16 protein-coding genes are annotated in these 20,983 nt (G+C 39.9%); 14 read left to right on the forward strand and 2 right to left on the reverse strand.

From position 1 onward, the window contains the following. Nucleotides 1-120: 120 nt before the first annotated feature. From HMPREF9707_RS05505 to HMPREF9707_RS05555, 11 genes are all read left to right on the forward strand, one after another. Nucleotides 121-858, forward strand: a complete 738-nt coding sequence (locus tag HMPREF9707_RS05505; protein ID WP_006701706.1) for a response regulator transcription factor — start codon at nt 121-123, stop codon at nt 856-858. Then, on the forward strand, nt 855-2,564 hold the full coding sequence (pnpS, locus tag HMPREF9707_RS05510; protein WP_006701707.1) for a two-component system histidine kinase PnpS: 1,710 nt from the start codon (nt 855-857) through the stop codon (nt 2,562-2,564). Before HMPREF9707_RS05505 ends, pnpS begins: the two co-directional genes overlap by 4 nt. Before the next feature lie 124 nt (nt 2,565-2,688). Next, on the forward strand, nt 2,689-3,552 hold the full coding sequence (gene pstC, locus HMPREF9707_RS05515; protein ID WP_006701708.1) for a phosphate ABC transporter permease subunit PstC: 864 nt from the start codon (nt 2,689-2,691) through the stop codon (nt 3,550-3,552). Then, nucleotides 3,552-4,373 carry a phosphate ABC transporter permease PstA gene (gene pstA / locus HMPREF9707_RS05520; protein ID WP_006701709.1) on the forward strand — a complete coding sequence of 274 codons (822 nt, stop codon included), beginning with the start codon at nt 3,552-3,554 and terminating at the stop codon, nt 4,371-4,373. Before pstC ends, pstA begins: the two co-directional genes overlap by 1 nt. Nucleotide 4,374: 1 nt before the next feature. Then, nucleotides 4,375-5,133 (forward strand): phosphate ABC transporter ATP-binding protein PstB, encoded by a 759-nt coding sequence (gene pstB / locus HMPREF9707_RS05525; protein ID WP_006701710.1) that lies wholly within the window; start codon nt 4,375-4,377, stop codon nt 5,131-5,133. A 17-nt stretch (nt 5,134-5,150) separates the two neighbouring features. Continuing rightward, nucleotides 5,151-5,816, forward strand: coding sequence for a phosphate signaling complex protein PhoU (gene phoU, locus HMPREF9707_RS05530; RefSeq protein WP_006701711.1), 666 nt, complete (start codon nt 5,151-5,153; stop codon nt 5,814-5,816). A gap of 278 nt (nt 5,817-6,094) precedes the next feature. Continuing rightward, nucleotides 6,095-7,933, forward strand: a complete 1,839-nt coding sequence (locus HMPREF9707_RS05535) for an alkaline phosphatase (RefSeq protein ID WP_006701712.1) — start codon at nt 6,095-6,097, stop codon at nt 7,931-7,933. Between the two features lie 79 nt (nt 7,934-8,012). Further along, on the forward strand, nt 8,013-8,624 hold the full coding sequence (locus HMPREF9707_RS05540) for a hypothetical protein (RefSeq protein WP_006701713.1): 612 nt from the start codon (nt 8,013-8,015) through the stop codon (nt 8,622-8,624). Between the two features lie 11 nt (nt 8,625-8,635). Continuing rightward, on the forward strand, nt 8,636-9,835 hold the full coding sequence (locus HMPREF9707_RS05545) for a hypothetical protein (protein WP_006701714.1): 1,200 nt from the start codon (nt 8,636-8,638) through the stop codon (nt 9,833-9,835). Between the two features lie 320 nt (nt 9,836-10,155). Further along, the gene (locus HMPREF9707_RS05550; RefSeq protein ID WP_006701715.1) at nt 10,156-11,046 is read left to right on the forward strand and encodes a substrate-binding domain-containing protein; all 891 of its coding nucleotides are present in this window, start codon (nt 10,156-10,158) and stop codon (nt 11,044-11,046) included. Between the two features lie 17 nt (nt 11,047-11,063). Beyond that, nucleotides 11,064-11,468: a (deoxy)nucleoside triphosphate pyrophosphohydrolase gene (locus HMPREF9707_RS05555; RefSeq protein WP_006701716.1), complete on the forward strand. Its 405-nt coding sequence runs from the start codon at nt 11,064-11,066 to the stop codon at nt 11,466-11,468. A 51-nt stretch (nt 11,469-11,519) separates the two neighbouring features. Here the strand turns inward: HMPREF9707_RS05555 and HMPREF9707_RS05560 are convergent, their stop codons facing one another. After that, nucleotides 11,520-14,474: a DEAD/DEAH box helicase gene (locus HMPREF9707_RS05560; RefSeq protein WP_006701717.1), complete on the reverse strand. Its 2,955-nt coding sequence runs from the start codon at nt 14,472-14,474 to the stop codon at nt 11,520-11,522. A gap of 232 nt (nt 14,475-14,706) precedes the next feature. Here HMPREF9707_RS05560 and HMPREF9707_RS05565 point away from each other — a divergent pair, with 232 nt between their 5' ends. Further along, nucleotides 14,707-15,597: a substrate-binding domain-containing protein gene (locus HMPREF9707_RS05565; RefSeq protein ID WP_006701718.1), complete on the forward strand. Its 891-nt coding sequence runs from the start codon at nt 14,707-14,709 to the stop codon at nt 15,595-15,597. A 142-nt stretch (nt 15,598-15,739) separates the two neighbouring features. Continuing rightward, nucleotides 15,740-18,562, forward strand: a complete 2,823-nt coding sequence (uvrA, locus tag HMPREF9707_RS05570; RefSeq protein ID WP_006701719.1) for an excinuclease ABC subunit UvrA — start codon at nt 15,740-15,742, stop codon at nt 18,560-18,562. On the opposite strand, the gene yaaA is transcribed toward uvrA, so the two are convergent. After that, a complete protein-coding gene (yaaA, locus tag HMPREF9707_RS05575) occupies nt 18,563-19,321 on the reverse strand; it encodes a peroxide stress protein YaaA (protein ID WP_006701720.1) in 759 nt (252 codons plus the stop codon). 145 nt (nt 19,322-19,466) lie between these two features. On the opposite strand from yaaA, the gene HMPREF9707_RS05580 reads away from it, so the two are divergent. Next, the gene (locus HMPREF9707_RS05580; protein ID WP_006701721.1) at nt 19,467-20,972 is read left to right on the forward strand and encodes a DUF4097 family beta strand repeat-containing protein; all 1,506 of its coding nucleotides are present in this window, start codon (nt 19,467-19,469) and stop codon (nt 20,970-20,972) included. The last annotated feature ends 11 nt before the right edge of the window (nt 20,973-20,983 follow it).

A 20,983-nucleotide genomic window follows, 5' to 3' on the forward strand; every position in this document is an offset into this window, starting at 1 on the left:
AATCTGAGTAGACCTTTTGGGGTCTACTTTTTTTACTGTAAGAGATAAAATAGGGATGTAAATTGTTGTTTAAGGCGTCATTTGCTATATTAAATGTAATATGAAATAAAGGAGAGCACGATGAAACAGATACTTGTAGTAGACGATGAGTCAGCAATCTTAACACTGATTGAATACAATTTAAAACAAGCCGGATTTCAAGTAACTCTGGCTTCTGACGGACGAGAGGCTTATCGAAAGATTCATAATGAAACATTTGACTTGATAGTGTTGGATGTTATGTTACCAGGTATGGATGGGGTTGAATTGTGTCGAACCGTTCGTAAAGAAGGTGTTGAAACACCGATTATTTTATTGACGGCTAAAAGTGAAGAGTATGATAAAGTCATCGGGCTTGAATTAGGAGCGGACGATTATATGACCAAACCATTCAGTCCACGAGAATTAATTGCGCGAATTAAAGCCATTCTCCGTCGCTCCGATACAACCCGGAAACACAAGGAAACAGCGATGAATGATTCTAACAATGACACAGAGAATTCAGAAGATAATATTATTCAAGCTGGAGATATTACGATTTACGAAGATCGCTATGAAGTTCAAGTTCGTTCAGTTTGGGTTGAATTAACCCCTAAAGAGTTTGAATTACTTGTTTATTTAGCGAAGCGTCAAGGTAGAATATTAAGTCGCGAGCAATTATTAAGTAATATTTGGCAGTTTGATTATGCCGGGGAATCTCGTATTGTCGATGTTCATATAAGTCATTTACGTGAAAAAATCGAACAGGATTCAAAACATCCGGAATATATTAAGACGGTTAGGGGATTTGGCTATAAATTTGAGGTGCCTAGCGTATGAGCCAGTCCGTAACATTCCCAGTACGTAGAAAAATTCGTTTAGTTTATGGTATGTTGCTACTGCTTATTATCCTAATTGCTTTAGGCTTTAATGATCAATCGTATCGTTGGATGAATCATTATTTATTCGAACAAACTAAAAATGAAGGTGAACGTATCGAACAATTAAACCTTCCAATGGAGCAAGCTTTGGAAAGTGACCTCGCAAAAGAACTTCCGGTATATAAGCGAATTCAGCGCGGTGTGCAATTACTAAATGGAACAACTTATGGTGAAATCCCATCTGAACGGTATCAGGATCAGGATGAAGCGATTAAGCGAGATCGGGACGGCGTTTTAATACGTGTTCCGTTCAATTTACCACAAGCGCAAGGGTATTATTATCAATTTTATCCGAACTATGTATTAAAAAACCAGTTTCAAAAAGAATATTGGTTGCGCTATGGAATGATAGGGCTTATAGGGTTAGGCTTGGTGTTACTCTTTATGGTTTATCGTTATCTAATCGTTCAGTGGATACAAAGTTTAGTTGTCCGTCTTCAAAATACGATGGAAGAAGATGGAGATTATCAGTATCAACCGGTTGGCTATCCTGCAATGGACCGATTGGATCAGTCTATCCATCAGCTAGTTCATACGAAGCATGAAGAAGTATCTGAACTACACTCGAAGTTAAATCAGCTCCAACTTTTAATTAATCATCTCAATCTCGGAGTCATCCAATTGGATCCATCGGGGAAAGTTGTGTTGATGAACCCCTTTGCAGCGCGATTATTAGCGATTGATACGCCTTTATTGCATCAACATTATCAAGTTTTAATTAAGAGTCGAACTTTAGTTGAAATGATCCAACAAACTAAGCAACATGAAGTGACATTGCATCGGGAAATTGAATTGTACGTTCCAACTTTTAAACAGATTGATGTAACGATTTTGCCGGACCGCTTGAAAAAGGGAGATCGCCCGATGATGTTAGTCCTTTTATACGATATTACAGCTGTCCGTCAGCTAGAAACTGTCCAATCTGAATTTGTAACCAATGCTTCGCATGAATTACGGACACCGATTACGGCGATAAAAGGATTTACTGAGACGTTGTTAAGTGGTGCGTTGCAAGATGAAGCAGCGGCTTATCAATTTGTAGAAATTATTGATCGAGAAGCGAATCGTTTAGAGTTAATTGCCAATGATATTTTAAGCTTAGCGCAAGCTGAACGCGGCGAAGAGTTAGCACAAGAAACTTTTGATTTAGCAGAGTCTATTTCGATGATTGTGGGGAATTTCCAGCCAATCGCTGAGGCCAAAGCGATTCAAATAGCTTCAAAAGTTGATTCATCAATTACTATAACAAGTCACCGACCATGGGTAGAACAAATCTTGATCAACTTAATTGATAATGCCATCAAGTACTCTGAAGAAAATGGTCAAGTAGCAGTCAACTGTCGACGGGAAGCTGAGACGGTTGTAATCAGTATAAAAGATACGGGTTATGGAATTGCCCCCGAGGAGCAAGAACGTATCTTTGAACGATTCTACCGAGTAGATAAAGCTCGCAGCCGTCATTCAGGAGGAACCGGCTTAGGGTTATCAATTGTGCGTCATATGGTGACGAGCTTGTCCGGCGAAATTTGGGTCGACAGTCAGTTGGGGAAAGGGTCAACCTTTTTTATTCGATTACCCATCAACGATAGATCCACTCACATCTAAGAGTCAGACCGATTCGTAATATATTCGAGGCAAACTTTACCAGATATTTACATAAAATTTACAATTGCCACGTACAATAGGAATGTAGTACAGATCCATCGGATAGAAAGCAAGGTGTGCTCGTATGCAAAAGAATTTTAATGAAGTATTGATGCGGTATATATTTTTAATATGTGCCTGCATGTCCATTGTATCGATTATCTTTATTTTTTATTTCGTCTTTGAAGGTGGCCTTCCTTTTATTATGGAAGAAGGCATTGGTAACTTTATTTTTAATACTGTTTGGCGGCCAACTGCATCCAATCCATCCTTTGGAATTGGACCGATGATTATTGGGTCCTTTATTGTCACAATTGGGGCTGTTATTGTGGGAGTTCCAATTGGTGTTTTAACAGCGGTCTTTCTGGCTTACTATTGTCCGAAAAATTTATATCGATTGGTTAAACCTGCTGTCAACTTAATGGCTTCAATTCCTTCGATTGTTTATGGCTACTTTGCCTTGCGCATGTTGGTACCTTTCTTCCAAAAAGTGATGGGAGGATCCGGGATGAATATGGTTACGGCTTCCGTATTGTTAGGGATCATGATTTTACCGACAATTATCGGTCTATCTGAGTCATCAATTAGATCAGTGCCAAAATCTTATTACCAAGCGAGTATCGGATTAGGAGCAAATCATGATCGCTCAGTGATGGCTGTCGTTGTTCCGGCAGCTCGTTCTGGGATTTTTTCATCGATTATTTTAGGAATTGGGCGAGCGATTGGGGAGACGATGGCGGTAATCTTAGTAACAGGGAACCAACCGAGAATTCCATCTTCATTGAACCAAGGGGTCCGAACTTTAACGACGAATATTGTGTTAGAGATGGGGTACGCATCGGGCCGACACCGTGAGTCTTTGATTGCTACAGCGGTCGTTCTATTTATCTTTATTATTATTTTAAATGCGATCTTTATGGTAGTTAAGAATAGAGGAGTGAAAAAATAATGAAAGATAAATTGACTTTAACCCGCGTACTTATCTGGGGAGCGGCTTTATTTACATTAGGAATTTTACTATTCATTATTGCTTATATTTTATGGCAAGGGGTTCCAGCGCTATCGCCGGAAATCTTCGCTTGGAATTACACAACGAGTAATGTTTCGATGATGCCAGCGATTATTTCAACATTGATTATTATTGTGATTTCACTTTTAATAGCTGGACCTATTGGTGTTTTCACAGGCTTTTACTTAGTAGAATATGCCAATCAAAATAATAAAATACTACCCATTATTCGTTTAGCAACCGACACGTTAGCGGCGGTCCCTTCGATTGTTTACGGTCTTTTTGGGATGTTGCTCTTTGTGACGCGTCTGGAATGGGGTTATTCACATTGGGCTGGAATTATTACCATTACGATTATGATCTTGCCAATTATTATTTCATCAACAGAAGAAGCATTACGCGCAGTTGATAATTCGTTAAGGCAAGCTAGTTTTGGATTAGGTGCGGGCCAACTTCGTACAATCTTTACCGTTGTACTTCCGGTTGCGATGCCCGGAATTTTATCGGGTATTATATTATCGATCGGACGTATTGTTGGGGAATCTGCAGCTTTCCTATACACGTTAGGTTCGTCATCAGGGATGCTTTCGAAGTTAACGGATTCAGGTAGAACCTTGGCCGTGCATATGTATGTTTTATCTAGTGAAGGTCGACATGTACAGGAAGCTTTTGCGACTGCGACCGTGTTAATTATTTTAGTGTTAGTCATCAATTACATTTCAACCCGACTCAGTCGTCGTTTAAGCCAAGGAGGAAAATAAAATGCCAGTAAATAAATTTGAAATTAAAGATTTAGATTTCTTCTATGGGGATTTCCAAGCTCTTCACAAAATTAATATGGATATTGAGGAGAAATTAGTAACGGCATTAATTGGCCCTTCTGGTTGCGGGAAATCGACCTTTTTAAAAATTTTAAATCGAATGCAAGATCTAATTCCAGGCACGCGCGTGGAAGGGGATGTCTTGCTTGATGGTCAAGATATTTTCCAAAAAGGTTACGATGTGAACCAATTACGCAAACAAGTTGGAATGGTGTTCCAGCATCCGAACCCTTTCCCTAAAAGTATATACGACAATATTGCCTACGGGCCAAGAACGCATGGTATTAAAGACTCAACCGAATTAGACCGAATCGTCGAGGAAAGTTTGAAGTCTGCCGCTATTTGGGATGAAGTTAAAGACAAATTGGATAAGCCTGCTACAGCGATATCAGGGGGGCAACAACAAAGAATTTGTATAGCCCGTGCAATTGCCAATCAGCCCGAAGTTCTATTGATGGACGAACCAACATCGGCTCTAGACCCAATCTCGACCGGTAAGATTGAAGAGTTAATTGAAGAATTAAAGAAAACTTACACGGTAGTCATCGTCACACACAATATGCAACAAGCTGCCCGTATTTCCGATAAAACCGCTTTCTTTTTAACGGGAGAAATGATAGAATTTGATGATACAGAGATTATCTTTACCAATCCAACAGATCAACGAACAGACGATTACATTTCGGGTCGATTTGGTTAATAAAGGAGTGAAGTGACATGAGAAAGTCTTTCCAAAATGAATTAGAACAATACCGTGATCATTTAACGTATATTGCGAATGCGGCGAATGAAGCAATCTACAAAGCCATTCAATCATTGAATCAACACGATCAAGTTTTGGCTGAAGAAGTCGTTAATGGCGATTTAAAGATTAATACTTTAGCCATTCAAATTGAACAAGAGGCTTACCGAATTATTGCACTGCAACAACCTGTTGCGTCAGATTTACGTAAAGTCTTTGCGGTATTATTGGCCAGTTCGGATATTGAGCGATTAGCTGACCATGCAAGTAATATTGCAGGGACAGTGATTCGTCGTCAAAATATCCCAATGGTGCGTGAAGCAGCAATTGATGAGATTATTAATCAAATGGCCGATATCGTGAAAGTGATGTTATCTGATGCGATTGAAGCATTTATTCAAGAAGATGCCACTAAAGCGCGAGAAGTAGCACTGCGCGATAATGAAGTGGATAGACTGCTGAAAGAAGTTTATGATCAAACAAATCATCTTATGTTGACACATACAGATGAAGACCGTATCGAAATCGCACGGGATTATGTGATTATCGCCAAAGCGCTCGAGCGTATGGGAGACTATGTGACAAATATTTGCGAGCGGATTGTCTATATGGAATCTGGCGAGATTGTAGAACTTGACTAAAGTTATGTGAGCCCACGATGAAGTGAGCTGCCCCCAAAAGTTAGACCAAAAATCTAACTTCTGGGGGTTTTATTATGAGATGAAGCCCAATAATATTCCGACAAAAAGTCTTGAGATCAAGTCAGCTGGGGTTGTATTGCTTTTTTTGAAAATGTATGACAGAAAATATTTACAGTAACTTTACAGTAGTTTTACCTAAAAACTACTTCGAGTTGTTAATATGAGTATGAAATCATATGTATTTCAAAAATTATTAAAAAAAGAGGAGCATAGAGAACATGAAAAAAACAATCTTGAAGACCTTGTCAACAGCGTTATTTTTATCAACATTAAGCCCTGTTGCGGTCTTAGCCAAGCAAGAAGAAGGGCAATTTTCAGAATTACCAGTTGTGGCATTAGAAGAAGGGAGAGCACTCACGGAAGACTTAAGCTTAATTAGTGAAAGTCAAGCCAAATATGTCTTCTTATTTATTGGGGATGGTATGGGAAATATTCCAGTATCTGCGGCTGAATATTTCTTAGGACCTGATAATGGAAATGAAGGTAAAGGGCGAGCCCAAGCTCAACCTTTAAACTTCTCTCAATTCCCAGTGATTGGTTTGCAAAATCCAACTGATGCCGACCACTATGTGCCAGATTCGGCAGCAACTGCAACCGCTTTTGGAAATGGTGTTAAGATTGATTCAAATGTGATTGGTTTAACACCAGGTTATACTGAACAGACGGAATCTGTGGCTGAAAAAGCAAAAAACGATGGTAAGTCAGTAGGGATTTTATCTACCGTTACTTTAAACCATGCGACTCCAGCAGCCTTCTATGCTAATGTAGAACACCGTCGTAATTACTACGAAATTGGCGAACAAATGGCTTTATCTAACTTTGATTACTTTGCAGGTGGGTCTTTAGGTCGTCGTACTGGCGATAATAAAGACCAAAAAGACCTCTATGAAGTAATGGAAGAAAATGGATACACTGTAGCAGAAACCAAAGAAGAGTTCGAAGCCATTACTGCTGAAACAGGTAAAGTATATGCTCCTTCTGAAGTAATGTCAGATGCGGATGGCTCCTCTATGAAATACGCCATTGACCAAGAAGAAGGTGAACAAACCTTAGCAGATATGGTAGCAAAAGGTATAGAAGTATTATCTACTAATGAAAATGGATTCTTCATGATGACTGAATCTGGTAAGATTGACTGGGCAGAACATGCCAACGATGCAGCAACAACCGTCAAAGAAGTGATCGATTTCCAAAATGCTATCCAAGAAGCGGTTGATTTCTACTATGAACACCCAGAAGAAACTTTGATTGTTGTAACTGCTGACCACCCAACCGGAGGCTTTACCATTGGTAACTCTGAAACAGGTTATAACTCTTATTTCCACTTATTAAATAACCAAAAAGTTTCTCAAGAAAAATTTGATACCATTTTTGCTGAATTACTAGAGGCTAACCCAGAATTAACTTTTGAAGAATTCCTACCAACTATTGAAGCGAATTTTGGTTTTGTATTTGACTTAGAAGCAAGTGAAGATGTGTTGACTTTTGGTGAACTCGAAGCGGCTGAAGAAGCAGGTGAAGTGGAAGAAAAAGACTTAATGCTAGTGACTCCTTATGAATTAGAGGAATTAAAATATGCTTTCGAACAATCTAAATTACCATTTGAAGAACGTAATGCCGGTCAATCAGATATTATCAAGGGGTATCATTCATACCTACCAATCTCTATTGCTTCCACACGTTTACTTGCCCGTAAAGCGGGTCTAGCCTTTACAACCGTTGACCACTCTCCAGAACGTGTACCTGTTTATGCTATTGGTGCTGGTGCTGCTATGTTTGAAGGAAACTATGAAAATATCGACATTGCATACAAGTTACTCGCAGCTATGGGTCTTTATGAAGGCGGCGACACAAAGGTTGACAAAATTACGGTCACAGGTAAGGTTGATGCAAGTCAAGAAAACATTTCTGAAGAGACTAACCAACCAGGTGATGACTCGAGTGAAGTATCTGAAGAATCCGAAGAATCAAGTGAAGATAGTTCTGAAGAGGAAAGCGCTGAACAAGAAATTGTAGAAGAAAGCTCAGAGGAATCTTCTGAAGAAGCTACTGAATAACTCAGCCTTCTCAACAAAATGATGACTTTAAGCATGGGGTGGGTTAGAACCCTGTGCTTTTTAGTTTAAAGGAGTAATTATGTACAAAAATTTTATCAAGAGTTTGATATGTCTTTTCGTTCTATTGCCGGCGGGTATAACTCATAGAATTCAGGGCATGGAGTTAAAGGATTTACCCTTTGAAGGTTACTATATTAATCAAGAAGACAATGCCATCGAAGGATTGGTGTTTAAAGAGAATGAATTGTATGTTTATGTAAAGGTCCTTGAAGCTATTGATGAAGATCTGGCAGGTTACGAGGATCTAACCCAGTTAACGGAATTTCATTCTTTTCCTTATCCAGACTTAAACGCCTATAGCCAGTCGGTAAAACAGGTCTATATGGAAGAATTTAATTTACCTTTTGATTTACAGGAAATTTATCAAAATCTCCTAAATCAAATTGAGCCAAAGATGTCTCAAGAAGATGTGCTCCACCTACTTAATCAGGAAATTCCTGGCATTTATTATACTCAAAGAGCGGGCTATCACTATTTTATCATTGCAAACCCTAGTGTTACTGAGGTGGATGATGGCTGGCAAGTTTTTCTATTCGGTCAGGAACTTTTCACTTTCAAACAAGCAGGACAAAAGATACTAGATCACGCCGGTCGAGAATTCGAGTATGTGGATGGCATTATGCCCCATTAGAAGGAGAAATCATGAAGAAAAAAATAGTCAATTACACCCTGATTCTTAGCTTAATGGTGGGATCTTTTCATAGTCTAATTCAGGTTCAAGCGAACGAATCTTCAACTGAGGATTCAACAGAAAAGGTCGCTCAGTCCTCTCAAGACGTGACAGAAGGTGAAGATGATCACGTCAATCATGGACATCATCACCACCATGATCATAATGAAGAAGAGATAGAAGACTTACCTGACCATATTCAATCTATCAAGTCCTCTTTTGTCGATCATCATCATAACCATGGCATTAAGCGAGCTAATTTCATCCCAGAGGAAATTCTGAATCCTGATGATTCAACTTATCAAGCTCCTAGAGAAGTAGCAGATTATCAGGGGTTTTACCAAGGGAATCTCCGTTTAGAGGAGCTAGGTGTTGATTTAAAAATTATTTTATCCATCGAAGATGATGGTCTTTTTAACCTAGCATATTACTTTGTTCAAGATGAAGATAACCGAGGTCAACGCTTTTATGCAGATGACCAGGGACAAGTGCGGTCACGCCCAGCAATCTATAACGACTTGGTTATTATGACTGGCGGCTTGAAGGAAGGAGAAGTTGGACTATTCGGTGGATTGATTCGTAAGACCCTTTCGCCGGTTGTGTTATTAGGACAAAGTGGGCAACCGGTTGCTCTATATCCTTATACGAATATGGCTTATGACTTAAGAGAAACTTATCGTAAGTATCGTATCTACCAAAACATCGGTCTTTATTTGACAGAAGGTAGTGTTTATATCGATGTGAATCATCTGATTGGCTTGGATTCAGAGACTTCTTATCAAGTGGAATTAGAACGATTCGAGGAGGAGAGTGAGGATCATTTCTTAGTAGAAAAGTATAGCTATGAAATCTTACAAGAATCCTTTGATCAATATTTAGTCGATCATAATGATTTTGCCTTTGATTTTGAGACAGCGAATGACTTCCTTCAAGAAATTTTAGCTATGCATTTACAAACTAATCGCTCTTTTCCATTGGATACAAAGATTTCGATGGTTGATCCAAGCCAAGTTGCAGTTGACCTGGGAGAAGATCGATTCATTAAATGGGCATTTATTATTGACCAGGCAGAGTTATATCTATACGATGGTGAGTCAGTTTATTTAGCGGATGGCTTACATAAAGAAGGCGGAATTTATCACGCAGACCAATGGATAAAATCAAAAAATTAAAAATGAAAGAATATAATTCTCTTAAAGCAGAAAATAAAGATAGTAGCTATTTTAGGAGGTGTATTTTGTTTTGGTAGGCTTGCCACTCTTGGGCAAGGTTAATGACTCTATTGATGCACTACAAGTAAGCAAAAAATCACAGGTGTGGTTATTGAGAAAGGAAGCCCCTCGCTTAAGTTGAGCCCCAAAAGTTAGACTAAATTTAACTTTTGAGATCGCAACAGTTATGTGGGCTTTTTTTGTTTGAATCAAGTCTGAAGGTGGCATCAAAGGTGAAGTCCGACTATAATGAAAGGTAGAACATGCAAGGAGGCACTATTATGATTAAGAAGAAATATTTTACCTTACTATTAAGTATTTTATTATTTATCCCTATTCGATCGGTTTCAGCTCAATCGGGACTGATTACCATTGTTTCTCGCGAAGATGGTTCAGGGACGCGCCAAGCTTTTACTCAAATTATGGGCGTCACCGATGAGCTGGGCGATGATATTACGACCTTTGAAGCGAATATCCAAAATCAAACGAGTGGCGCCATGCAAGTCGTTGCTAATGATCGTCAAGCAATTAGTTATATTTCGTTAGGCTCAGTTGATGACTCTGTTAAAATTTTAGCGGTAGACGGTGTCATGCCTACCCCAGAAACAGTGAATGATGGTAGTTACCCAATTTCTCGACCATTTCTATTAACATGGGGTAAGGAATTAACGGATTTACAAAACGACTTCCTCTCATTTATTCATTCGAAGCAAGGACAAACGATTGTAGAATCGGCTGGTTTTATTGCAGTTTCTGAAAAGGAATCGATGCAAAGTGAGGATAATAGTGAGTCACTCATCGACAGATTGCCAGATTATAAAGCTAACTCATCTCTTAAAGGAACGATTGAGTTAGTTGGGTCAACCTCTGTCACTCCTGTCTTGGAGCAATTGGCTGAAGTATATAGTGAATTAACCGGCGTCAAAGTCAATATCCAATCTACAGGTTCATCAGCAGGCATTCAAGCAGCCCTCGAAGGAACAGCTGATTTTGGGATGTCTTCTCGAGCATTAAGCGAAGCTGAAGATGAGAAATTAGAATCATCGATTATTGCTCAAGATACCATCGCGGTGATTGTTAACCCCGATAATCCGCTAACGAGTTTAAGCTTAGAAGATATCCGAGGTATTTTTATTGGGGGTATTGAAGACTGGTCCCAAGTTACGAAGTAGGAAAAGGTGATATTGAAATGGTAAAACAAATTAAGGTTGTAGGGGCCGCAATCGTAGATCCAAAGACCGGTCATATCCTCATCGGCCAGCGCGGTCCGACCCAAAGTTTAGCAGGAATGTGGGAATTCCCTGGAGGGAAGATTGAGCCGGGTGAGACAGAACCCGAAGCATTGATGCGAGAAATTCAAGAAGAATTAAATTTATCGATTGAAGTGAATGAAGCAATCGATACAGCGTCTTATCAGTATGATTTTGGTCAGGTAACGATGACAGTCTATTACGCCACATTGCGAGGTGGGGAATTAAAAAGGCTTGAGCATGCTGAAATTCGATGGGTAAGTGTTGAGGAATTAGCTGACTTTAATTGGGCTCCGGTCGATATTCCCATCGTAAATACTATAATTAAGAAACATCGAGAATAGCCTTAATAAATAAGCTATCTGCCTGGGGTAATTAGGTAGATAGCTTATCTTTTATGTATGGAGTGTGTGTGTTAAATAATGATAGAGGTCGTATTGAACTGGTGTCTCGAGGATTAGGTCCATCGTAACGATATCAAGTAGTTGATTATTTGCAGGTATTTTAGTTTCGCAAAATGATTCAGGGTGAGTTTGGACCGGACCTAAATAGTAAAAGTCACTTCCTTCAGCATCTTCCTTCTTCACAAAGAGGTGAATTTGTAGCCCCGTAGCTTGGCTATGATAAAGTTGTTGAACTTCTTTCGAAGCAAGCGTTCTCCGGCTGCGGGTATACCACTGAAATATTTGTTGGTTGCGGAATTGGTCTTCGTACATCGTTGAATCTGAGATATCTTCATTTTTATGATAGGTTACAAAAATTGGACAAGTGCCGTGTTTTGTTTTATATCCATAAACAGTGCTACTCTCATCAGTGTTCCAATTGAGTAATCGACAAGCATCTTTTCGACTATACTTCATACCTATATCTAGTTGACCTTGATAGCCCGCGGGATATTGCTTTGACTGATACAGACCGGTTTGAATAATATCATTGGCGACGTTTAAGGCAGCCGTATCATTGAACAGATTAGTGAGTCGTGAATCAAGTTGGTATTGTCCCTTACGGTAAATGACCACTGGCCCTTGATATCGCTTCTGTTCACTTTGAGTGTAAAATGATAGGTCGAGGATTCGGTGAACCGATTGACGCAACGCATCATTCCATGTGACACCTTCTTTTTTAAATACCGTTTGGAGCTCGGATTCATAAATAGTCCCGTTGCGACTAAAAATCTCTCGTAAAATAATCAATTCGTGGGGACGTTTGCCATTGAGTAATTCACGGGTCATAAAATCGAGTAGGGCATAATATTGGGGGTTGAGTGTAATGTGATCATAATTTGAGAATTTATTGATTACATCCGCATATGTTTTAAAGGTCGGGTTTTCGAAAAATACGGCTGGATCCATCTGTTGTTGCGTTAAGTAGTCAATCATCCAAGGAGTTCGTCCAAGCCGTTCCTCCAAGGTTAAATAATTTTTTCTCAGATGTTGGATGCTCGATAATTTCGCTTGGGTAATGGACGCGAAAATTTGATTTTTTGCAATTTGTTCAAAATTAACCGACGTTAATCCTTGGATCTGATTAAGATCACTCATTTGTCGACGATAATTATCTTTGTTAGAAGAGCGATCCCCAAATAATGCAATGGGAATTAAGTAGTTATTTTGATAATTGCCGATAAAATCAATCACTGTCACAAATTCTTTTGAAGGATGTTTCCGTAGTCCTCGTCCAAGTTGTTGTGTAAAAATAATGCTGGAAGCAGTTTGGCGTAACATAATCACTTGATTAATCGAAGGAATATCAATCCCTTCATTGAAAATATCGACCGTTAAAATGTATTCCAGTTGTCCTGACTCCAATTGCTCGATGGCTCTTTGTCGAACAGGTTGCGGGTCTTTACCGGATAAGTAAGTTGTTTTTAAGCCATATTGATTGAGTTTATTCGATAGAGTACGGGCCTCTTCAACGGAACCGACAAATATTAATCCTCGAGAGGGGTGTCCTTCAAAGCTGTAATAATCAATCTTCTCAATAATATGTCGGACACGTTCATCAGAAGTCAATTGATTAAAGTGAGTGAACTCATCCAGTAGCTTGCCGTCGGACATTATTTCAGTGACCCCATAATATAAAAATGGCGACAGCATTTCAGCCTCCAGTGCTTCACGCAATCGGATCTCATAGGCAATATTATAATCAAATAATTCATATAAATTATAATCATCCGTTCGATCCGGAGTGGCCGTCATTCCTAATAAAAAATCAGGTTTAAAATGGTCAATCACACGTAAATAAGAGGGAGCCCCAGCACGGTGTGCCTCATCAATTAAAATATAATCAAAATCATCCGGGCTGAAACTTTGGAGATTATCTTCTCTCGAGAGCGATTGAATCGTTGCAAATAAATATTGAACATGTGAATCAACAGGTTGATTACTGCGGTATATGGCTGCTTGCCCTGCTGAAAAACCGAGTATACGTTGAAAATCATCCAAGGCTTGATTTAAGATTTGTTCTCGATGGACGATAAATAACATTCGCCGAGGTTGATATTGCTTTACGTCAAAAGCTGCGAGATAGGTTTTCCCTGTTCCAGTAGCACTAATAACGAGACTACGATGTGCTCCACTGTGACGAATTGAATCGAGTCCTTTCAATGCTTCTTGTTGCATGGCGTTAGGTTTTATTGAGACTGGATAATAGGGAGTAAGCGGATCGTTGATAAGTTCTAAAGGTAATGCTTGATTTGTCTTATCAAGGTCAGAACTCTTTCCAGTTCCCAATCTATTTTTGATTGAAAAAATTTGAGGTTGCCGAAGTTGTTCATATTTTTGGATATAGTGCTCATCAATATGAGAAGCTTGATCCCATACGGCACGGAATTCAGTCATCGCTTCCTGAATAAATTGTCCATTATGGGTTGAAGTTAGCGAGACATTCCATTCATAGTTCGTTTTAAGGGCCGAATCGGTTAGGTTTGAACTTCCGGTTATTAACACTTGATAACCATTTAAGTTGAACCAGTAGCTTTTTGCGTGATGATTTAGATTGGAATTTGCAATCTTTACTTCGACTTGGGGAAATTTTAATAATTCCCTTAAGGTGGCGGGATGATTGAAACTTAAGTAGGGCGAAACGAGAATTTTACCATGGCCCCCTCGCAATGCAAAATCAGCTAATTGCGTCTTAATCATTCCAAGTCCAGCTTGGGTGACAAAGGCAATATTAAAAGCAAATTCATTTGCTTCCATCAGTAATTCTTGAATACTCGTAATTACATGCCGACCTTCTTCATGCCGATTAATAATTAATTGAGGTGCATATGAGTATTGGGTATAGTGTTGGGGGTCTACGAGACTATGGCCAAGCGAGCTCATGAGTCTCTGTTCAAAATTAGTCATATGCAACCTTCTTTCTTTATTATCTAAGTACAATTAGTATAACAGATCTGATCTGTCCAGATCGAGTGCAATTCATCTTCTTTGATGAAGCGAAAGGATACGTCTTTACACAACCTTTACATTCAATTTACTCAGAATTAATAATGGGTTGTTACACTAACAGTGTACTGATGATGATGTCAGTCAATAATTAAAAACCAAGTAGTTTTTGTTAAAGGAGAGAATTATTCATATGAAAAAAGCTTTATCATTTTTAACCGCAGCTGGTGTTGCTGTATCTGCCCTTGCATCAGTTTATGCACAAGAAGGTCCTATCACTATTATTTCTCGTGAAGACGGTTCAGGTACACGTACTGCTTTCGTTGAAATTGTTGGTGTCGTAGATGAAAATGGCGACGACATGACAACATTGGATGCAAGTATCCAAAATCAAACAAGTGGTGTTATCCAAGCGGTATCAAATGATCCATCAGGAATTGGTTATATCTCATTAGGATCTTTAGATGAATCCGTTAAAGCTTTAAAAGTCGATGGCGTTGAAGCTACTGCAGAAAATATCAATGCAGGCGACTATGCGATTGCGCGTCCATTCAACGTTGCATGGGGTGAAGAATTATCTGCAACAGCAGAAGACTTCTTATCATTTATCCACTCAAAACAAGGTCAAACATTAGTTGAAGAAGAAGGCTTCATTGCGGTAGCGCCAAGTAAAGAAGGCGAAGAAGATAAAGCCGAAGAAGGCGCAAGTGTTATTGACTCATTAGAAGAGTACACACCAGGTGAAGGTCTTGAAGAAACACTTGAAGTAGTAGGTTCAACTTCTGTTGCACCAATTATGGAACGCTTAGCAGAAGAGTACAAAGCATTAACCGGTGTTACAGTAAACATCCAAGCGACAGGATCATCTGCCGGAATCCAAGCTGCGCAAGAAGGAACAGCTGACTTAGGTATGGCTTCACGGGCTTTAACAGAAGAAGAAGCCGAAACATTAAATTATGACCGCATTGCAATGGACGGAATTGCGGTAGTTGTTAACAATGAAAACGAACTTGAAGATATTTCTATTGAAAATGTTCGTAAAATCTTCTTAGGCGAAATCTTAAACTGGGAAGACGTTAAATAATTACAACTAAATTAAGCTAACCAATCAATTATAGAACCAAGTACCGAGCGTACTTGGTTTTTTTATGCGAAGCGTCGAACGAACGTTTGTTTGCTTTGTGTGTTATAATAGAAGGGTATGTGATAGGAGAGGAGCGATTGCCTTGGTACAAGATAAAATTATTGTAAAAGGTGCACGAACGCATAACTTAAAAAATATTAACCTTGAAATACCTCGTGATGCGATGGTTGTGGTTACTGGACTATCTGGTTCCGGAAAGAGTTCGTTAGCCTTTGACACATTATATGCCGAAGGACAAAGGCGATACGTTGAAAGCTTATCGGCTTATGCGCGTCAATTCTTAGGTCAGATGGATAAACCCGATGTCGATTCAATCGATGGACTCAGTCCAGCAATATCGATCGATCAAAAAACGACGAGCCAAAACCCACGGTCAACTGTGGGGACAGCGACTGAGATTAATGATTATTTACGGTTATTATTTGCCCGTGTCGGGGTTCCATATTGTCCAACGCACCAAATTCCGATTGAACGACAAAGCCCGGAACAGATGGTGAATCGGATTCTTGAATTACCCGAACGCACCAGGATTCAAATTTTAGCTCCTTTAGTTCGTGAGAAAAAAGGACAACATGTAAAATTATTTGAACGCATCAATAAAGAAGGTTTCGTACGCGTTCGAGTGGATGGTGAAATCTACGATGTCACCGAAGTACCTGAATTAAATAAAAATTCAAAACACACGATCGAAGTCGTCGTTGACCGTATCGTGATTAAAGATGGCATTCGCAGCCGACTATTCGATTCGGTAGAGCAAGCCTTGACATTGAGTGAAGGCTATATGGTCGTGGATGTCATTGGCGAGGAACCGTTGTATTTTAACGAGCATTTTGCCTGCCCATTGTGTGATTTTTCGATTGATGAATTAGAACCGCGCTTGTTTTCATTTAACGCGCCGTTTGGCTCATGCCCAGCTTGTGATGGATTAGGTTTCAAATTAACGGTAGATGAGGACTTGGTCATTCCAGATCCGAGTTTATCCATTGAAGAAGGTGTCTTCGCTCCATGGAATCCAATCAGCTCGAATTATTATCCGTCGATGTTGGATCAGTTCGCGAAATCATATGGTATTCCAACAGATGTCCCTTATAACGAATTGACCAAAGACCAGCAAGAAAAGTTGAAATACGGGGGAGAAGGGACGGCCTTTAAGTTTACCTTTAAGACCATGGCAGGTAAGACGCGGACGGTGGAGCAACCGTTTGAAGGTGTGATGAATAACGTAGAACGCCGCTATCACGAGACCAATTCAGATTATACGCGCGATGTAATGCGTGAATATATGCAAGAATTAACGTGTAAGAAATGCCACGGCGCACGTTTAACGGATGAAGCTTTGTCGGTTAAGATTGCCGGAATGAATATTGCGGAAGTGACTGACTTATCAATTGGAGAAGCACTAGCTTTCTTTAATCAACTAACTTTTGAGTCCGGAGATCAGCTGATTGCCCGACCAATCTTAAAAGAAATTCAAGACCGTTTAACTTTCTTAAATGAAGTGGGATTGGATTATTTAACGTTAAGCCGGATGGCCGGAACGCTATCGGGTGGGGAGTCTCAACGGATTCGATTAGCAACTCAAATTGGTTCTAACTTATCGGGAGTACTCTATATTTTAGATGAACCGTCGATTGGGCTGCACCAACGTGACAATTCGAAATTACTGAAGTCGCTTCAGCGGATGCGCGATCTAGGTAACACCTTGATTGTCGTTGAGCACGATGAAGAGACGATGATTGAAGCGGACTACTTGATCGATATTGGTCCAGGAGCAGGCGAGTTAGGTGGTCAAATTGTGGCGGCAGGAACGCCCGAAGAAGTTAAAGCCAATCCAGACTCGATTACGGGCCGTTATCTCGCCGGTATTGAATCAATCCCGGTGCCGAGCGAACGCCGTCAAGAAGACTTAGGTTGGATTGAAATCAAAGGAGCGAAAGAGAACAACTTAAAAAATCTGGATGTTGCCTTTCCAATTGGTCGTCTAACCGTAGTGACTGGTGTATCAGGTTCAGGTAAGAGTAGTTTGGTGAATTCGATTTTGAAGACATCGCTTGCCCAGAAGTTGAACCGAGCGAAGTTGCGACCAGGGCAATTTGATACCATTGACGGCTATCAATCCTTGGATAAAATTATTGATATTGATCAGAGTCCGATTGGTAAGACCCCTCGGTCAAATCCGGCCACTTATACAAGCGTCTTCGATGATATTCGAGCCTTGTTTGCTCAGACGAATGAAGCGAAGATGCGTGGCTACAGTAAAGGCCGCTTTAGTTTTAACGTGAAGGGTGGCCGATGCGAAGCTTGTAAAGGGGGCGGCGTAAAGCAGATTGAAATGCACTTCTTGCCGGATGTCGAAGTCCCTTGCGAAGTTTGCCATGGGACACGTTATAATTCCGAGACCCTTGAGATTAAATTCCGAGGCAAAAACATTGCCCAAGTCTTGGATATGACAGCGGATGATGCGCTAGAATTCTTCACAGCGCACCCAAAAATCAAACGTAAATTACAGACCATTGTCGATGTGGGGTTGGGTTATATCCGATTAGGACAATCTGCTACTACTCTCTCGGGTGGGGAAGCCCAGCGGATGAAGTTAGCTTCAGAGTTGCAACGGGTGGCGACGGGGAATACCCTTTATATCTTAGATGAGCCAACAACAGGACTGCATACGCATGACATTAAGAAGTTACTACAAGTAATTGACCGCCTAGTTGAAGCGGGAAATACAGTCGTTGTGATTGAACATAACTTAGATGTCATTAAAACAGCTGATTATATTATTGACTTAGGCCCTGAAGGAGGCTCCGGCGGAGGTGAAGTTATCGCCACCGGGACACCGGAAGCTGTGGCCCAAGTTCCAGAAAGTTATACCGGACAATATTTAAAACAATATTTAAAACAATAATTATGACTTAGTGCAATAGACATAGTGAGTGGCTGACGAGCGCTCAGCATCAAAGGACAATCCTAGTTCTTGAAATGCTTTAAGCTTGGTCGGATCACTCACTTCTTTTTCTGCTAAAAAACGGACCATGGCGCCACGCGCTTGTTTTGCGAGCGTAGCAGGTTGGTAATAGCGTTCTTTTTCAACGTCGTATTTATAGAAGTCAAAGTCGATGACTTGGACTTTTGAACGGTCCAAGTATGGTAGGACTAATTTAGAGAATTCTGCGGAAGCTAAATTTAATAACGTTCCTCCATCAAGTGATAACGCTTGAGCCACTTTTTCACCCCAAAAGTCATATAGAGACGAGCTGGAATCGAATTGCAATTGGCAGTTAAAGTCCAATCGATAGGGTTTAATCGCATCAAAAGGACGCAACACCCCGTAAAGTGCGGATAATATACGTAAGTGCTCAGTTAAGTAACGCCACATGGATTCGGTCATTACATCGGCTTGCATTGCTTTAAATTGCAGTCCATTATAGCACAGTAGCGCAGGGCTCATCTGCATGGCATCCCAGTCTTGGAAGCGTTGGTAATTTGTTAGTGCAATTGATTCATTGGATCGGTAGAGTTGTGCCAGATCTTTCGGTGAGTAAGTGGATAAATGTTGAATGAGTTGATCCGCTTTTGTCTGAAAAATAGGTAGGGATATAGAAGAAATAACTTCTTCATCCGTAAATGTTTTGGCAGGTGAAATAATTGCAATGAGTGGTTGCATCGTTATCCTCCTCAATTTGTTCTTTAAATATCGTTCTTTGCTTAATTTTACCATAGGATGCAATATCAGTCTCGAGTACCATGAATTAAATCATCGAGCGTGTCATAATATAATTAAGCTAGTCATCAAGTTAGGAGGAAATGTGATGAATAAAAAAGAGCGTATTATCGAATTAGTCAAACAAAACATTATCACTTTAGAAGAAGCATTGGATTTGTTAGAAGCTTCTGACGTAGAGTTTGTCCAACAACAAGCACCTACCTCTCGCCAACAAACTGAAGAGGTGGAACATCCATTCACCTCAGATACAACGAGTTCCGATGAATACAATGAACCAGAAGTAACAGTGGAAGATTTGAGAAAGGATGAATTAAATCAACGTCGCACTGAATTAGAAACACAATTAAAATCACTTGAAGAATCGAAGACAATCCTACAACAACGTCTTCGGGAATTTGATATTATGTCCGAGCTCGATCCATTAACGGAAGAGCTCATCGAACAGCGAGAAGCATTGATCGAACAACAAGAAGACCTATTAGATCAAATCGAAGATATTTATGATGAAATCGATGATATCAATGATGAACTGGATGAGATCAACGAGGAGAGCCATGATGCATTTGATTGGCGTGAAGATTTGAAACGCGTGATTGATATTGATAGTGACCGTATCTCCAAAGAAGCGGCTTATTATGCTAATGAAGCCCGTCGTGGTGGTGAAAAATTAAGTAAATCGATCAAAGATTGGGCGACAGATTTTGCGGAAAATTTCAAAATGAAAGAATGGAATGTCAATGTTCAAGTTCCATGGGTTAAAGACAATCCATTTGACGTGTCAGACCATTACCCCGCAGAAGGCATTCAAATGATTGATATTAATAACTTGAATGGTGATGTTACGGTGCGTGGGGGAGAGAATGATCAAATTGAACTCGAATTAGTTGGTTCTATCTATGGAAAAGATGAATCAATCGATGTACAATATTTCTATGATAACGGTTGGGTGATTCTTACCGAAGATAAGTTAGCGATTGCTTTAACGTCACCAAAAATTCAAGTCGATATCGTTCTAACGCTACCAAAAAAACATTTTGATAGGGTTGATGTTCGTACGGTCAATGGTGATATCGATGTGACATCGGTTGAGTCTGAGGAATTGAAAGTCAACTCAACGAACGGTGATATTCAACTTGCTAAAACGCAAAGTAGTGAAGCAACGATTGATTTAGTCAATGGGGATACCCATATTAAAGATAGCCAGATTGATACCATTGTCCATAAGACAGTGAATGGCGATTTTTCAATCGACGGTCAATTGACCAATGCGTCAATTAACGCGGTTCATGCGGATTGTTACATTACCAAACGCGATACCAACCCTGCGCGTATCAAAGTTGAGACGCAATCGGGAGATATTATGTTGGCGATGCCTCAAGCGATGAAAGTCGATATTCAAAGTAAAGCACAATTCGGTAACATTAAGTATCGGATGACCGGTACGGAAGAAGAGGATGTATCTGAAGTGGATGGCGAGATGCGCTCGAGTCGTCTTCGCCGCAATCAATTATCGGCAGATGATGGATTAGAGGCTACATTAAAAACACGTTTAGGTGATATTTATATTAAGGATAATGAATTTAATCAATAGAAGGGGTGGAG

The sequence above is a fragment of the Falseniella ignava CCUG 37419 genome, from assembly GCF_000301055.1.
In the GTDB taxonomy this organism is placed as follows: Bacteria; Bacillota; Bacilli; order Lactobacillales; family Aerococcaceae; genus Falseniella; species Falseniella ignava.

Bases quoted from the DNA above. Each gene is read 5' to 3' on its own strand.
- HMPREF9707_RS05555 (WP_006701716.1), top strand. From the start codon at position 11,064: ATGGTAAAACAAATTAAGGTTGTAGGGGCCGCAATCGTAGATCCAAAG.
- yaaA (WP_006701720.1), bottom strand. From the start codon at position 19,321: ATGCAACCACTCATTGCAATTATTTCACCTGCCAAAACATTTACGGAT.
- HMPREF9707_RS05560 (WP_006701717.1), bottom strand. From the start codon at position 14,474: ATGACTAATTTTGAACAGAGACTCATGAGCTCGCTTGGCCATAGTCTC.
- pstB (WP_006701710.1), top strand. From the start codon at position 4,375: ATGCCAGTAAATAAATTTGAAATTAAAGATTTAGATTTCTTCTATGGG.
- HMPREF9707_RS05535 (WP_006701712.1), top strand. From the start codon at position 6,095: ATGAAAAAAACAATCTTGAAGACCTTGTCAACAGCGTTATTTTTATCA.
- HMPREF9707_RS05545 (WP_006701714.1), top strand. From the start codon at position 8,636: ATGAAGAAAAAAATAGTCAATTACACCCTGATTCTTAGCTTAATGGTG.
- HMPREF9707_RS05565 (WP_006701718.1), top strand. From the start codon at position 14,707: ATGAAAAAAGCTTTATCATTTTTAACCGCAGCTGGTGTTGCTGTATCT.
- phoU (WP_006701711.1), top strand. From the start codon at position 5,151: ATGAGAAAGTCTTTCCAAAATGAATTAGAACAATACCGTGATCATTTA.
- HMPREF9707_RS05505 (WP_006701706.1), top strand. From the start codon at position 121: ATGAAACAGATACTTGTAGTAGACGATGAGTCAGCAATCTTAACACTG.
- HMPREF9707_RS05550 (WP_006701715.1), top strand. From the start codon at position 10,156: ATGATTAAGAAGAAATATTTTACCTTACTATTAAGTATTTTATTATTT.
- HMPREF9707_RS05540 (WP_006701713.1), top strand. From the start codon at position 8,013: ATGTACAAAAATTTTATCAAGAGTTTGATATGTCTTTTCGTTCTATTG.
- HMPREF9707_RS05580 (WP_006701721.1), top strand. From the start codon at position 19,467: ATGAATAAAAAAGAGCGTATTATCGAATTAGTCAAACAAAACATTATC.
- pstC (WP_006701708.1), top strand. From the start codon at position 2,689: ATGCAAAAGAATTTTAATGAAGTATTGATGCGGTATATATTTTTAATA.
- pstA (WP_006701709.1), top strand. From the start codon at position 3,552: ATGAAAGATAAATTGACTTTAACCCGCGTACTTATCTGGGGAGCGGCT.
- pnpS (WP_006701707.1), top strand. From the start codon at position 855: ATGAGCCAGTCCGTAACATTCCCAGTACGTAGAAAAATTCGTTTAGTT.